Source organism: Eisenbergiella massiliensis, from assembly GCF_003435485.1.
On record NZ_QVLV01000005.1, the window covers coordinates 210439 to 226189 of the forward strand.

15 protein-coding genes are annotated in these 15751 nt (G+C 42.3%); 2 read left to right on the forward strand and 13 right to left on the reverse strand.

What is annotated here, in order from left to right; translation table 11 throughout:
• Window positions 1-419: 419 nt before the first annotated feature.
• Complete coding sequence (locus DXC51_RS09550) at window positions 420-1484, forward strand: IS110 family RNA-guided transposase (protein ID WP_243003171.1); 1065 nt, start codon at window positions 420-422, stop codon at window positions 1482-1484.
• A gap of 1754 nt (window positions 1485-3238) precedes the next feature.
• On the opposite strand, the gene DXC51_RS09555 is transcribed toward DXC51_RS09550, so the two are convergent.
• From DXC51_RS09555 to DXC51_RS09590, 8 genes are all read right to left on the reverse strand, one after another.
• Window positions 3239-4537, reverse strand: a complete 1299-nt coding sequence (locus DXC51_RS09555; protein ID WP_117544370.1) for a hypothetical protein — start codon at window positions 4535-4537, stop codon at window positions 3239-3241.
• 58 nt (window positions 4538-4595) lie between these two features.
• A complete protein-coding gene (locus DXC51_RS09560; RefSeq protein ID WP_117544371.1) occupies window positions 4596-5510 on the reverse strand; it encodes a DUF4097 family beta strand repeat-containing protein in 915 nt (304 codons plus the stop codon).
• Window positions 5511-5600: 90 nt separating this feature from the next.
• A complete protein-coding gene (locus DXC51_RS09565; RefSeq protein WP_117544372.1) occupies window positions 5601-6263 on the reverse strand; it encodes a TetR/AcrR family transcriptional regulator in 663 nt (220 codons plus the stop codon).
• An 84-nt stretch (window positions 6264-6347) separates the two neighbouring features.
• A complete protein-coding gene (locus tag DXC51_RS09570) occupies window positions 6348-6920 on the reverse strand; it encodes a nitroreductase family protein (protein WP_117544373.1) in 573 nt (190 codons plus the stop codon).
• A gap of 36 nt (window positions 6921-6956) precedes the next feature.
• Complete coding sequence (locus DXC51_RS09575) at window positions 6957-7787, reverse strand: pirin family protein (protein WP_117544374.1); 831 nt, start codon at window positions 7785-7787, stop codon at window positions 6957-6959.
• Window positions 7772-8203 (reverse strand): MarR family winged helix-turn-helix transcriptional regulator, encoded by a 432-nt coding sequence (locus DXC51_RS09580; RefSeq protein WP_025487730.1) that lies wholly within the window; start codon window positions 8201-8203, stop codon window positions 7772-7774. Before DXC51_RS09580 ends, DXC51_RS09575 begins: the two co-directional genes overlap by 16 nt.
• Window positions 8204-8741: 538 nt before the next feature.
• Window positions 8742-9185, reverse strand: a complete 444-nt coding sequence (locus tag DXC51_RS09585; RefSeq protein ID WP_117544375.1) for a DUF3788 family protein — start codon at window positions 9183-9185, stop codon at window positions 8742-8744.
• Window positions 9186-9306: 121 nt separating this feature from the next.
• Window positions 9307-10245, reverse strand: a complete 939-nt coding sequence (locus DXC51_RS09590) for an RpnC/YadD family protein (RefSeq protein WP_181970072.1) — start codon at window positions 10243-10245, stop codon at window positions 9307-9309.
• Window positions 10246-11105: 860 nt separating this feature from the next.
• Between DXC51_RS09590 and DXC51_RS09595 the strand changes: the two genes are divergently transcribed.
• Entirely contained in the window at window positions 11106-12176 is a 1071-nt protein-coding gene (locus tag DXC51_RS09595) for a methyltransferase domain-containing protein (protein WP_117544376.1), read from the forward strand.
• A 44-nt stretch (window positions 12177-12220) separates the two neighbouring features.
• On the opposite strand, the gene DXC51_RS09600 is transcribed toward DXC51_RS09595, so the two are convergent.
• The 5 genes from DXC51_RS09600 to DXC51_RS09620 all read right to left on the reverse strand — a co-directional run bounded on the left by DXC51_RS09600 (window position 12221) and on the right by DXC51_RS09620 (window position 15750).
• Complete coding sequence (locus tag DXC51_RS09600; RefSeq protein ID WP_102286768.1) at window positions 12221-12964, reverse strand: ABC transporter permease; 744 nt, start codon at window positions 12962-12964, stop codon at window positions 12221-12223.
• Entirely contained in the window at window positions 12951-13685 is a 735-nt protein-coding gene (locus tag DXC51_RS09605) for an ABC transporter ATP-binding protein (protein ID WP_117544377.1), read from the reverse strand. Before DXC51_RS09605 ends, DXC51_RS09600 begins: the two co-directional genes overlap by 14 nt.
• Before the next feature lie 62 nt (window positions 13686-13747).
• Window positions 13748-14503, reverse strand: coding sequence for a MerR family transcriptional regulator (locus DXC51_RS09610; RefSeq protein ID WP_117544378.1), 756 nt, complete (start codon window positions 14501-14503; stop codon window positions 13748-13750).
• 123 nt (window positions 14504-14626) lie between these two features.
• The gene (locus DXC51_RS09615; RefSeq protein WP_117544379.1) at window positions 14627-15064 is read right to left on the reverse strand and encodes a VOC family protein; all 438 of its coding nucleotides are present in this window, start codon (window positions 15062-15064) and stop codon (window positions 14627-14629) included.
• Between the two features lie 74 nt (window positions 15065-15138).
• Window positions 15139-15750, reverse strand: coding sequence for a metallophosphoesterase (locus tag DXC51_RS09620; RefSeq protein ID WP_035320765.1), 612 nt, complete (start codon window positions 15748-15750; stop codon window positions 15139-15141).
• Window position 15751 lies beyond the last annotated feature (1 nt).

Here is a 15751-nt window from a genome sequence, read left to right on the forward strand (position 1 = left end):
GCCTTACTTCCACCAGGACGCACCATATTCTGATGGTCATACTCATCTAGCAAATCTAAGGCATAGCTGTATCTTTTTACACCATCACCACTTGTTTTGTAACAAGGCCGTTTTCTACTCTTTTTATAACATGTATTACGTATAATCCAATTATCTCAGATGGTAATTGGATTTTTCCTTTCGCCCAGAAATCTCTGGGTATTCTGCTCTATCTCTGATATATTTTGGAAAGGCACTGTGGATCTGTACCTATATTTCTACAGCTTTGACTGTTCCGAGGTGACTCAGACCACAGCTTTTCGGCTATTACTGTTAATCAGTTTGTTAACGCCTGACGTTTCTATTTACGTGATTACACAACCGAATTCCCTGTGGAAGACAACAATGCTCTAAATATTTTTATCAGGAGGTTTTTCTCTATGGCCATGTACTTTGTCGGAATTGATATTTCCAAGTACAAACACGATTGCTGTATTATATCGGCAGATGTGCAAAAGGTTGTTGCAAAGCTCACCATTAAAAATGATAAGGCTGGCTTTGAACAGTTGCTTTCTGTTTTTAATTCCCTCTCCATTCCAGAAAATATAAAAATAGGGTTTAAATCAACAGCACACTATGCCCTCAATCTTGAACTCTTCCTTGAAAACGCCCACTACAGCTTCATGGAAATTAATCCACTTCTTATCAAGGAATACAAGAAATCCACATCTCTCAGGTGTACCAAAACCGACTCTGTTGACTGCGAATCAATAGCCCGGTGGTTAATGAGTGTTGAATACAAACCCCATTCAAAAGGATTTTACCACTCTTACTCCTTAAAGTCACTAACACGTTTAAGAGATCGGCTCATTCGACAGCGCTCTTTTTATCTTGTGAAAATCACAAATGTCCTGGATCACACATTCCCTGAATTCAAGCCGTTTTTTCATGAGCACTTATCCAAGACTGCCCTCTATCTTCTTGAGAACTATGGTTCTTCTGAAAAAACGGCAAGAATGAATTCTGCATCCTATGAGAAACTCCGCTCCCTATCAAGAGGAAAATTTTCTCCCCAGCAGTTCATTCAGTTAAAAGAGCTTGCTGCCAATACGGTCGGCGTAAACAACTCCATCTTTGATGTGGAACTGAACAGCCTGCTTATCCTATATAAGTCTCTCTTAAAAGAGATTGACACACTTAAAAAGGAAATCAACCGGCTGATCGAGGAAGTGCATCCTCACTATATGTCTGTTCCCGGCATCGGGTCTATATCTGCCGCCGTCATTTATTCGGAATACGGAGATATATCAAGCTTTTCAACACCGGCCCAGATGCTCGCATTTGCAGGTATTGAACCCGGTATAAACGATTCTGGAACAGAATCACACGGAGGGCGGATGGTGAAACACGGCTCGTCTCAGCTCCGGTATGTCCTTATTAATTGCTGCCTTCCACTAATCCGTTTCGATATGACATTTGCTGCTTACTATGAAAAAAAAACGTAGAGAAGGCAAGCCACACAGGGTTGCTGCACCCATGTGGCGAAGAAACTTGTTAGAGTCATCTATGCATTGGAGAGGCAGGGAGTAGACTTTAACGCGCAGAAACTCAGATAATTACTTACATAAATGAACCTTTTCCCATCTGAAATACAATGTATTCAGATGGTCTGTTAAAGTTACCCATTTTTACTAAAGTAATTTTTTTCAAAAACCTCTTGACTATTTATAGTTTGTCACCTCATTTAACTGATTCATACAGTTATGATTCACAGCATAGCCTTTGATTATGTATTCCTTTAATACGAAATTTGCCCATTTTCTATAGCAATCCCACATTTTGATTTTACTCTGTAACCAACTGATATAATTACATCCAAATTATATTACATTGGCGACCCAGATGCTGTATTTTCACTTCTTTCGAAAATTTTGACAAAAGTACTTTTTTCCGTTCCTCTTCCTTAAAGATTTTACCTATATGGTAAGCAATGAAAGAACGCGCTGTATCAAATAACACAGACATTTGCTCATGTGTTAACCATACTGTTTCTTGTTCCGGTGTAATAGGCACTTCCAACTCAATTTCATTATCTACTAATAGAATAATTTCATTCTTTTTTACCTGTATTATAAATATTTTTTTTCATGTTCTTCAAACATCCTTCCATTTGCATAGTATTCTATTATTATTCTTACTCGCCTCACTTTGATAGACTTTCTTCATTTCTAAAGCAATTAAATTGTTCTGTAATTCATTTTCACCTCTGTTATGTATGATTAAATCACATTGAATATCTATTTCCTTCATGTCTCCATTGATTGCTAATTTTATATGTCCGCAATTTCTATTATATTCATTATCGATATGATAATTTTGTATATTATATCGTTCAATTCCTCTTGTAAAAAATTTTTAACTCTGAACATAAGCATCTTTCTGAAACATCATCATATATCATTTTTTGTTATTTAACAAAAATTTATATTTATCATTCGCCTTATTAAATATATTTTTTAAATCATCATTCATGTTATCTCCTGCCATTGTACATTGTTGATTTTATACCTACTTTATCATATTATAATTTCTTCATAGAAAACCTTTTCCTAAACTCTCTGTTAAACATTCTGACAACTCTTTAAGAATCGCTTTTCCATATTCGGTGCGCTGTTTTCCATTTTATTCTTATATAATCATACATCCCACCTCATAATAGAGCATGGAAATAGTCAATGCCAAGTTTACCTGTTTTCTGGCATTATTTAAAGTGTTTATTACTCTATAAATAATCACCTTTCATGATTTTTTCCATGCAATAACCTCCCAGTTGAATTAAATAGAAACTGTCTACCCAATTCACATTATAACAAAATTCCCCACAAAAATCTACAATAATACAAAACTTATCTTACTTTCACTTTTCCTTGCCATATCATGACTCTAACCCAAATCAAAATGGTGTAGTAAGCGCCTTTCCGATCCGGTGCTCATAATATATTGCCGTGACAGATAACTAATACCCTAATCATATATAAAATTCCTTGAATTTATTGTATTTCTGCGATTTATTGACCTTTTCTCTTGCCTGTTGTTACCTCTTGACCGTAATGCTTTCTTAATCCAAGGTACTTAAAAGGCACGAATAAGAAAATCCACGGAAAGGAGGACGTATATTGATTAATCCAAACCTCGAATGATTGGACAGCCCGCATGAGCTTTGGACGTAAACGTCCATATATCCCTTTTCAATGTTGTATCAGGTGTTCCCCCAATCTATAATTTCGTTCTTAACTTCATCTAAAATATGCTGCCCGGTCATTTTGTCCGTGTCTTGTCCTGTTAAAGTGCAATTCAGTGTACACACGTTTTGAAAAGTACTTATGGATATTTGAAAATCGGGTGGAAATCTGTAAGTCCCTGTTGTATAACAACTCGTGATTTTACAGTTATTAAAAAACAATTTTGTATGGTCAATTTTCCCAAAGTTCGTATAGGAAACAGGGAGTAAATGGTAAAACCATTTTATTCCCAGAGCAAGTATAAATCGCGGAATTTTATGAAACGTATAGTCTAGCGGACGAATACCAATCAGGCAACGAAAACGTGATTTTTGTAATTCCATTTCAATATGTACCTGTGACAAGGTTTGGCTGAAAGAGTGTTGCGGTTTAATCTCAACAACAATCTTTCTGTAAATCCCCGTCATATTCGCTACGGTAAATTTCCCCTGCATAGATGAAAATTTCCGCAGGTCCGCGGGACAGGGGATAACTACAGTCTGTATCTCATGTAATCGGGATATTACACGGGCATAAGCAGTAATAAACACATCGTTAAGGGTCACATTTTGTTTTCTGCTTTTACAATAAAGAGTAGAAAAGTCTTCAGGATAAATATGGCTGCATAAACAAAATTGTTTTTTCCCATTGCTGCTTTTCCTTAAAGGCGGCACTGTAATATGCTTATGCTGCCGCGTCTGCTCCGTTGCCCGCCCAATATGGACATTTTTCAAAACAGGTGCAATATCCCTGCAATTCTCTAATGGAAAAGCAGGTGTATGTCCGTTATAAAGAAAAGATAATAAATACAAATATTGCAAAAAGCCCACGCCATCTGTCAGAATGTGGCTCATACCGATAATCATTTTCTTTTTTTCATCATTTATCACAATTTGAAGCTGCGGCCTTTTATCCAGTTTCCATTGTGGCAAGTCCGAAGCGTGGCTAATGATATCACCTACTGTGAAACCTTTGTCAATAAAACGTCCTCTTGCAAAATCATAAGCCTGGAGGATTTCCGGCACATATTGGCAGGAACGAATGACAGCAATCTGTAATTGATCTATGTCTAAATTTCTGTCTAACTCCATATAACAGTACATAAGCGGATAAACCTTGTGCCTGTGTGTTGCTTCAACAAAATCCAAGCTCTCACATTTATTTATGGGTATTTGCGCTTTGTTTGCCTTGCGCTGACAAAAACTGATTACCTTTTCTTTAAAACCAATCCCAACAAATCCGATAATACCAGTAATTATAAATTTTCCGACTTCCATATCTGTTGCCCTCACAAATATATACAGTAAACAATAACCTGTCTGCGATTTATCTTTTTTATTGCGTAACCTCTATATTCCCATTGTTAGTTTCTGTTTTCACCGTGACCATGGGCGAATTGCCGACAGTTCCACGAGTAGTACGTCCGTCAATACTGATGCTTTCCTGGAATGAGGTGGAAACAGAACCATTTTTTGTAGTCGCTTCAAACTCAAATTCCAAATCCTGCGGGAGTGTCAATTCGATACTGCCATTTTTATTGAAAAATGTCAGATTACCTGTCACATCAGTATAGATTACTTTTATCTTACCGGAGTTATTTGCCCGATAGCTTCCGGAGCCGACAGCAGATTTTACATCAATGTCACCGCTTGTGGAGGTATATGCAACATTCCCTGCAAGTTTTGCGCAAGTGAATTTCCCGCTTGTTGTATCCAGCCTGATTTGTTCTCCCGTTATGTTTCCTAAATCCATTTTCCCGCTTGTAGATGATAAATGGATAACAGAAGCACTGGCATTGTCTAACTGAACTGTCCCGGCGGTACTGTCAACACGTAGCGAATTCAGGTCTAAGGTTACATCGGTGAATTCAATGTTGCCGTCAGTTGTGGTAACGGTAAGATTTCCACGATATTCTTCCGGGAAATATACTTCAATATACCGTGTAAAATTACTTTTGAGAAATGGTTTACCACCCTCGTTAATCTGGATGCCTCCGCTGTCTTGTTTCACATCAGCATAATACCGGCTTTTGTTTTCACTCATATATTCCCTGATTACCAGTTCGTCACTATCTGATTGAAAAAAGGTAACAGTTTCTTCATCATAGGATATAGTTATGTCTGAAATGGAGTTCAGATTAAAGCGTAGTTCGTTTGCGGCCTGGATTGGCGGCACATGTGAACAGCCTGACAGGATAAACAGACAGGCAGCCAATAGTAAGCTGTTGATAAATTTTCTTTTCATTTTCATAGTGAAAACCTCTCTTCCTTATATAAATGAATTATTCATTCATATTATGGGTAAAATTAGAGGGCAGTTGTCTGCCCGCTAAATTTTTACTTACGCCTTATATGCAGATAGAATATTGTCTATACAGACTTTTTTGGCAAGTTCAGGGGAAATGTCCTGTGTTTCAAAGGATGTATATCTTATATCCATTGCCCACCATGATAAAATTTCAATAATCAACATGGTGGATAGTTCAATTTGTTCCAATGGACGTACTTTTCCGCTTTCAATAAAGGCTGCTAAGTATTCTTTCATAGTTTCAAAGAATTTTTTGCGATATACTCTGTAATTGTCTGCTAAAAACTTAAAATCAAATTGATTTTTCTCAATAAACAGACAGCCGACGGCATATTTTGCAAGCAGGTCAAATGCGTCAGACACAAGGGTTTCAAGGTCATAATCAGCAGCGTTATTTTCAAGGTGTTTTGCAAAATCATTTCCTGTTTTTTCAAATACGGCAACAATATCTTTTTCCAAACCGTCAAATAAATCATCAGTGACTGGTCTTTCAAAATTCCGGTTGATAAACGCAGGGTCAATGGTACATTTTAAAACAAAGTGCATAATTTCCTTTTTCCCGGTAAAATCAAGATAAATTGTACCAACAGAAACACCGACCGCTTTTGCAATATGGCTAATCTGCGTTTTGGAATATCCTTGTTGTAAGAATAAGCAGGCCGCCGCGTCTGTGATTGATTTTATGCGGTCATTCATGTGCCATCCTCCTCCCCATTGAATGAACTGTTCATTTATATATTACTGCCGCAATGTATGAATGTCAATAATGTATTCTTTCAATCAGCAAATGGAAAAAACACGTTTTGTGATATCTTCCTTATCTTTCGGTGCAGGTTCTTCCACAATTCCGCCGAATGGCATTTCTGCTACAAGTACATATCCTTCCGGAAGATTAAAAAGTTCTTTCACAGCCTTGTCGATCACAGGATTGTAATGCTGCAGAGACGCCCCGATATTCAATTCCCTAAGACCGCTCCAGATGGAAAGCTGCAGCATACCGCTGGATTGAGATGCCCATATCGGGAAATTGTCTGCATAGCGCGGAAACTGTTTCTGGAAGGTCTCCACGACCTTTCTGTCATAGAAGTAGAGGATTGTACCGCTGCCCGCACGAAAACTGTCGATTTTATCACGGGCAATTTTACCTTCAAAAACATCATATATCCTGTTCCAGAGCTGATCCTGCTTTTCACCGTATACGACAACCACTCTGCTGCTCTTCATATTATAGGCGTCGGGAACCAGTTCCGTTAACTCTTTCGTCATATCAATTACCCGGCCGATAGAAACAGGTAACTCTCTGTTAATCGCGTAATATGTTCTGCGTACCCTTAAAGCTTCTGTGATTTTCATAAAAAATCTCCTTTCATTTTGCACCGTATCCGGTAATTATGTACGGCGGACAAATGTATCATTCTCCAATTCCTTCCATGCCTCCTGCAGTTCTTCCCGGGTATTCATAACAACAGGGCCGCCCCAGGCCACCGGTTCGTTTAATGCTTCGCTGCTCATGAAAAGCACCTGGGCCGGCTCCTGTAAACTCTTTATTGATACACTGGTTCCTGATAAGAGTTTAGCGGCAGTTTTTTCTTCCACAGCGGTTTCTCCAATCATGATTTTCCCTGTCAGCGTAAAGAGCATGACAGAACGATCCGATTCTGTGGTAAGGGTAATCTCGCTTCCTGCGTTGAGGTGGATATCATAGTAGTCAAAGGGAAGATGTGTCCCTGAAAAACCGGATTGTTCCTGATATTTCCCGGCAAGAAGTCTGAGCATCCCGCCTTTCAGGGGAATCTCCGGAATCTCTGCGTTCTTGATGCTGTGATAGCGGGGCGATGTCATCTTCTCTTTTGCCGGAAGATTGAGCCAGAGCTGCACACCCAGCAATCTTTCAGCCGCCGGAAGAAGTTCTTCGTGCAAAATTCCCGAGCCGGCAGTCATCCACTGAACCTCCCCGCTGCTGATTGTATCAGAATGCCCAAGGCTGTCCCGATGCATCATCTGCCCGGAAGAGACATAACTGATTGTCTCAATTCCCCTATGAGGGTGCATGGGAAACCCTGCGGTGTAATCAGGCGGATTGGTGCTGTCAAAAGAGTCCAGCATCAAAACAGGATCAAATTCTTTTACAGTATCAGGCCCTAAAACACGCACCAGATGGACTCCGGCTCCGTCTACCGCCGGAGAGCCTTTTACCTGATAAATTACTTTTCTTTCCATGTTCCACCTCCAAATTTCTTTAATAGTTTTAATAGTTCGCATTTTTCATCATTGGTCCAATTGTGCATGGATTCAATAATCATAGCTTCGTTTTCCGGATAAACCTGCTGAATCAGGCTGCTTCCCTGCTCTGTAATATGAAGAATACATTTCCTTTTATCGCCGGCATCAGGCAGACGAATCAGAAGTCCTCTTTTTTCCAGATTTTTTATAATAACTGGAATGGTCCCGCTTGTGCTGAGAATCTTTTCCTGAACTTGTCCGATGGTCAGATCGCCTTTGTGAAAGAGCGCTTCCAAAACAGCAAACTGCCCCATGCTCAGCCCATAACATTTGACAATTCTTGTTGTCCTCCGGTCTATTTCATTACTGACACGGTGAAGTCCGATCAAAATTTTTAGTTCAATCGCGTCCATTATCATACCTCCTTTATCTCTACATAGATATATAATACTCTAGTTAGAGATAAAATACAAGGGAATAGTTTATTTATTTTATAACGTTCCAGATACCGCAGAATAAAGGGGAAGATTCCAACGGAGGCAAATATAAAAGCGGACATGGGCATTTGATGAAAACACATAGTTCATACAGCCAAAAGCAAGCGGCAGCACCCCCAATATAAGGGACGCTGCCGCTATTCGTCTGTATAAAAGATATTTCATAACTTTGAAGGGACTGGACCGCTATGACATTTCAATAAATTCTAAATCTAATTTCTTTTAAGCACCTCCGCATCATTCACGCAGCAAAAACATCTTTTCCAACACCTTGAGAACCTCCATTTCCCGCCCTATGCTATTCGCAATTTCACGCAGCTTCGCCACCACCTTTTGTTTTTTAAAGTGCCGTCAGACAGTAACTAGAAAAACTTCTGTTGCCTTTGCACCCTATGTTCATCCCTGCTACCCCTCATACTGCCACGGAACATACGGCAATATTCCCCAGGTAATCTCATCCGCATAATGCACCTGAGTATGAATCATAGAACGGTAATCCGCAGAGGTCGCCGCATTTTGAGTAAACCGCCGTTTCTTTGGGGAACGGTTTACGGTTCGGCTTTTTCTTTATCTGTATCAGCCGCTTCACCTCTTCAAGCTGCGCAGGCTCCGTTACATCAATAAATATCCACTTCCCATCATGATATGTTTTTGCATCGTTATAATAATTGAGGATATCCTTTGAAAATTCATCCCGCCGGGCTTCAAAGATTTCACGCTCTTTTTTCCCGAAAATAATTAAAAAGGTAAATTTATCTTCGTGTGTGTAGACGGTAAGGACAGTTTTCTGCCCCTGTTTAAATTTCAGTTCATCCCTGCCATCCCCGATTTCATCAAGCCTGTATTTTCCCCGCATAAATACCATAGTCTCATGGCTGACCTTTTCAAGATTATTCATTCCACACCTCCATAAACCGCCTTTTTATTAAATTTATTGTAACACAAAAATCCCGGCGGAAAACCGGGACTTTTATTACAAAATTATTAATTCATGTTCCATTGGAGAACACTTCTATATTTTACTGTGGTTCTTTCTGTCCGACAAGAATTTCCGCCACCTGTAAATCGGATCTGTCAGGATCCTCGACCAGCAGATCGGAAATCCTTTTTACATAATCGGGATCCATCTCCAAGATTTCCGCTATCTTCTCTGAATCAAGACCTCTTCCTGTCTTTTTACGTATGATGGCTACAATTTCAGCTTTTCCTTCAGCTTTTCCATCGGCTTTTCCTTCCCGATATTCGCTTGCACGGATTTTTTTCATTTCCTCTTCTTCGTTATATTCAAAAATTGACACCGCTATCACCTCCGCTTTCTGTGACGACAGGAAGTCCTCCAAAATTCCTTCTTTGATGCATTCCGCCACTGCCCGTTCCACCGCTTCCTCAATCCGCATCAGCTTCGCATATTTCCTGACCCGATCCACGTATTGGGCGTACTCCCTCAATGTCCGGCTTTTGTCCATCAGCTCCTTGTTATGGCCAAAGTTGATGTTCAGCATGAGGACCTTCAACTCCAGTTCCGGTTCCGCCGTCTTTTTTTCAAAGGCATCCGATAACCGCAGGGTCTGCCTGTCCGGCTGCACATCCGTACCATTGTAAAATACAACGAATCTGGGCACCAGTATTTTTACCAGAGCAGAAGAATATATCGTATCATTCCGTGTGTATTTTTCAAGCTGCCTTGCGATATAAACCAAATCACGCAGCGGCATGTTGGGATTATACGAGGACTGATGCTCATACAGATTCAGCTCGGAATCCAGCAGGAATGAGCTGTCGTTTTTAAAATTCATGTATATCGCATTTTCCAGTGTATAAATTGTCAGCTTCTCCGGGCTGTTATATGCCGAGTCATTCAAGGCATTATACAGCTCCAGCAGCTCCTTCTTCTCCCGAAACAGCATTCGGAATACCGTATCCTTCTGGTTTCTTACTACGTGCAGTTTTTCTGTCATAAGCTGCTCCTTTCTGCTTTTGTTCGGAGCGGCTTTCCCATTCATCCGCCCCTGCTTTCTTTGTTGGATAATAAGCATAGAGTTTCTGAATTGAGATTTGTAAACAGATGGCACATGGCCAAGATTTATTAGAAAATTATGCTTGCGTTTATTTTATCACGGTTTTCCCATGTATTCAACTGTTCCTGGATTTATGTTTGTGTCAGGTAAACGTTGGCAAATTTTCTATTGTTTTCCTAAAATGATATTTCTTCAAAGAGAACCGGTATGACTTTCTTACCCTCTGTCTGGTCTGCATCCGTCTGTTTTACTGCATGTAATTCTTCTCCATCAATCCGTTCCAAGGCGTTGCATCATGTTCCGGGTACCACCGGCACTGATGCCCTGACCACAGGTACTGCTGATTTGTTCCGTAATCCCCCTGGCAAGTTTGCACACATAAGAATCAAAGACCCCGCTGCAAGCAACGGGGTCTTTGACCCTCGCGGCAGTCGCCAAATATCCATGCAAGCATGGCTACTTGGCTCGTTGCTCGCGGGAATAAATTTTTTTCTCTAACTCCTTGAATGATATAAGTTCCTCGTTTACAATAATATTCATCTCACAGTTTCCTTTCCATGTTTTTCTCGACAATTAACATCATAAAGAAAAACTGTGCGGTTGGGAAGTAGGGATTTATTTTCTGCTTCCTATTTTTGTTAACATAACTAAAATATCTTATTCTATTTGCCAACTATAATTTTACACTAACTTCGTTGTACTGCTATGATATAATCCCAGGATAATACAAACTCTACGCTTCGTGGGTGTGATTACCTGGCCACTTATCATATAATCCTTCCAAGAAAGGCGGTGTCGGCATGAATCAGGTAAAAACAGGCAGATTTATTGCTGAAATGAGAAAGCAGCAGAATTTAACCCAGCGCGAATTTGCTGATATTCTTGGCATCAGCGACAAAACCGTAAGCAAATGGGAATGCGGCAACGGAATGCCCGATTTGTCTTTGATGCAGCCGGTTTGTAAAGTTCTGAAAACAGATCTTAACGAATTGTTTTCAGGGGAAAGGCTGACCGATGCTGATTACAAAAAGAAAGCAGAGGAAAATATGATGGCGCTTGCAAAAGAAGCGGAGATAATGAAAAAGAACATTGTCGGCGGCAGGGTTTTAGGTAAGGTGGATAATGTGGAAATGGAGGTTTCCGAAGCGCATAAAACAAATAATGAGTTTTGGAGCACAATAGGCAGTGAGTTCCTGGGGGCGACTGCCCTGCCGGACTGGGGCAGTTTTTTCCCCTCAGAAGACAAATTGCATCTGCTTGGAAATCTTTCCGGGAAAAAAGTTCTTGAGATTGGCTGCGGCAACGGCCGTTCATTAAAATATGCCGCTGATAATGGGGCGGCAGAACTGTGGGGGCTGGATATATCTGCAAGTCAGCTTGGACGCACGAAAGATTTTCTTGAAGCGCACAAAATCAATGCAAAGCTCGTCTGCTCCCCCATGGAGGATAAATGCGGGCTGCCAGCTGATTATTTTGATTTGGTATATTCCGTTTACGGTATAGGCTGGACTACTGATTTGGACAAAACCTTTCAGAATATCCATTCCTATTTAAAAAAAGACGGCGTATTCGTCTTCGGTTGGTCACATCCGATACATAAGTGTGTTTCGGTGGAAAACGGCAGACTTATTTTCAGTAATTCCTATTTTAATGAAGAATGGTATCGCGCTGAAATGAGTGACAAGGAGATTATGCTGTCCAACCGTATGTTGAGTACGTACATTAACGCTTTGGCCGATAACGGCTTTGTCATTGAAAAGCTGACGGAACAGACCGACAGAGAAAAAGCGATGGCGGCAGAGGATGATTTTGGAAGAAAGGCATTGATGCTGCCCACGGTTTTTGTCATTAAAGCGAGAAAATCATCCTAACCAGGATTTGAACAAAAAAGAACTTTGGAGAACAGGGCAATGCCCTATTCCCACTGAAACCACCGGATTCCTACGCCAATACAAACCACAGCAATCACCGCCATCACAATCACCGACACCAGCACGTTTTCCGCCCCCAGCCCAAGGGAAGCGGCCTTCAGCAGCTTGATTCCCTGCGTTAACGGCAGAATATCCGCTGCCTTCTGCATGGCCGCAGGCATTACCTCATAAGGAAGGGTAGCCCCGGAGAAAATCAACATGGGGAAATACAGAACGCTGGCAATCACCCCTGCCATTTTGGTATTCGGGGCAACCCCGCCCACCAGCATGCCGATGCTGAACATGGATACCAGCACCAGCAGATAGCCTCCGGCAAAGTTGAGCACCGACCCGCGGAACCTATATCCGAAGAAAAGTGCGGCCGCAAAATACAGCAACAGCAGGGACACCACGGCGTAGAGAGTATAGATTGTCACCTGCACAAACAGCAGCATGGCCGGGCTGACCGGGGTTACCTGATATCGTTTCAGTATTTTCCTGCTGCGGTAATCCGAAATTACCAGCGGCAGGCCCATAACACCGCCGGCGCAGATGGAAATTGCAGCCAGCGCACCGAAGGATTGCTCCAGGAAGCTGTATCCGGCGCCTTCAAAGGCAGGTTTATCGCCATAAATGATTCCCAGAATAACCAGGACCACCAGTGGAACACAGATCGCAAAAATGACCATGTCCATCCCGCGCAGCGACAGCTTCAGTTCAGTTTTCAGCATGGTTTTAAATGTTTTCATGGGCCGTTTCCTCCTCATCCGTATACCAAAGGTATGCATCCTCAAACTTCTCACAGGGACTATTTTCCACCGCCTCGGAAACTGTTCCGTAAAAGACGCTTTTTCCCTTTTTCAAAATGCAGATACGATCGCACAAAGCCTCCACCTCGTCCATAAAATGGGAGGTCAGAAAGATGGTCAGGCCCTTTTCCTTCAAATCGGAAAGTATTTTCCATACCTCCCGGCGGGCCTTCGCATCCAAGCCGGTGGTCAGTTCGTCCAGAAAGACCACCTCCGGATTGGGAATCAGCGCAAGGACGATGAAAAGCCGCTGCCTCTGTCCGCCGGACAGATCCTTTACCAGGCTTTTTCCTTTATCCCCAATCCCAAACCTTTGTAGCAGCGCCGCCGGATCCGATGCATTCCGGTACAGGGACGCAGTTACCTCACACAGCTCCGCCACTCTGATCTGCTCCTGATAATTGCTCTCCTGGAACTGAACGCCTGTTTTTTCAAAAAGCGCCTTCCTGTCCGCCGTGGGGCTGCTTCCCAATATGGTGACGCTTCCCTTTTCCGGCTTTTTCGTGCCCAGCATACATTCAATAGTTGTGGACTTTCCCGCACCGTTTGCGCCAAGCAGCCCGAATACCATGCCGCGTGCCACAGACAGGCTCAGGCCGTCAACCGCCCGGAGGGCGCCATAGGATTTGGTAAGCTGTTCCACCTTGATTACTTCCTGCATATCATTGCCTCCTCTTCGTATTTTTACAGGGACAAGGATAGCACGGAAGCAAACACTGGTGGTTAACTGGAGGGTTTTCCAAACCTTCTTTTCATATTCTGCAGCATGCAAAGCATCTGACATGCATTTTCCTCTGCAGATGTCAGGGAGGTTATCAGCTTATCGCACACCGCGATGATTTCCGCATCAGGTCTCGGTGTGTCCAGCGCTTTTCTTATGTCCAGATCCGGATCTTCGGCCAACTGGCTGAGCATGGATAAAATAGCCTCCAGGGAATAATTCGCACATCTTAAGGAGCGGATGATTTTCAGCCGTCTGATATCCTCCTCCGTATAAATCCGGTACCCGTTTTTTCTTCGTTTTACAGTCAGGAGGCCGTTCATTTCCCAGTTTCTCAAGGTATCCATTGAAATATTCAGTTGTTCTGACACCTCCTTGCGTTTTAAAAAGCAGGTGTTCCCGCAGCTTTCCCCATGCAGAATCTGCTTTACGCTTTCAATAGCTTCCTCCGCATTGGCAATTTCAGTTTTGACCTGGTCTATATATTCCCGGGTAAGCTCCAGCGCCGTATCATAATCTCCGGCGGCGGACACTTTTACCATATGAATTATTTTTTTCCTCAGCCCATTCTGCATTACCTCAATTTGAAAAGCAAGCCTGGCAAGACGGAACTGTTCCACATGCAGATCGGTAAAAACCCTGTAGCCGTTGCCCTGTCTTTGGGGTCTGGGAATCAGTCCCAGCTCCTCATACAGCCGCACCGTATTGGGATGTATCCCGATTTTTTCAGCAACTTCCGATGTCCTGTAGGTATTCATTGCAGCGCCTCCTTACGGTATTACCTTAGCATAACCGGAACAGTCTGGTGTTATAATGGAGGGTTGCCGGGAGGAGCAGAAAACCTGATGCAGCAAGCGCGCCGCATCAGGTTTTCCCTTCCGTCACAGTTTATGTTCTCTTAAGAATTGGTTCTGCAGGGATTCTTCCTCCATCTGCATCAGTTCAATCCGGTTGTTGTCCGGATCATGGGTCCAGCACTGCCAGTTTTTATCCAGCCCCTGAGACACAGGCGAATCCAGTACGGCTCCCGCCTTTACAATCTGCTCCGCGGTTTTGTTAATATCCGCAACCTCAAAGCAGATGTGGGAATAACCGATGTTGCCGTCCTTATATTCCTGAGGGTTAACCCCTCCGTAGAATAGTTCAATGAACTGGCTGCCACCGGCATGGAGGTATACAATCCACGGCTCCCCTGTCACCGGATGCGCCATCTCAAACGCTTTCTCAAAGCCGAAAACATCATGGTAGAACTGAACCGCCTTATCCATGTCCGACACATTAAATGCTGCATGTGCCACCCCTTTAAACTGTTTTTCCATAAAAAATACCCTCCTTTTATATTTACGGCCCGCCGTAATACTGCGTGGCCTTTATAACAGCCTGAATTAAATACTCATTTTCCCCTGCCTCGGTTGCAGATAATCCACTCATCCAATGTAAGCGGCTCGTAATCGGAATACATACAAAAACAATTGATCATATTACTGGGAATTTTCTGCTCCTCCCCATCCGGATTTTTGGATGGATATCTTATCGTAATCTCCCGGAACATCTCAACCAGCCGCTGGTCGTGGGTATCGTGCACATGGCCGTAAAGCATATAGGTTCTGGGGTTCCCGTCCTTATCCAGAAGATACTGTCCATTGTAACACATAATCGGATAATGGCACAGCACCACCTTCCGCTTATTGTCATTCAGCTCCTCATAGGGCTTTATCCACTCAAACCGGGCGGAATTATAATGCTTATCCACAAGGAACTGGTCATGATTCCCCAATATCAGGTAAAGGCGGCCGTTCAGCCTGTCAAGCAGCCGGTTTGTTTCCTCCGCACTTCCCGCCGACAAATCCCCTAATATAACAACTTCATCATTCATCCGCACCTTATGGTTCCACCGTCTCAGCATGTATTCATTCATTGCCTCCACGCTTTCAAATCCCCGCTTATCCATCTTATAATTCAACGAATTATGATAAAAATGCGGATCCGCAATATAATACCTCAAT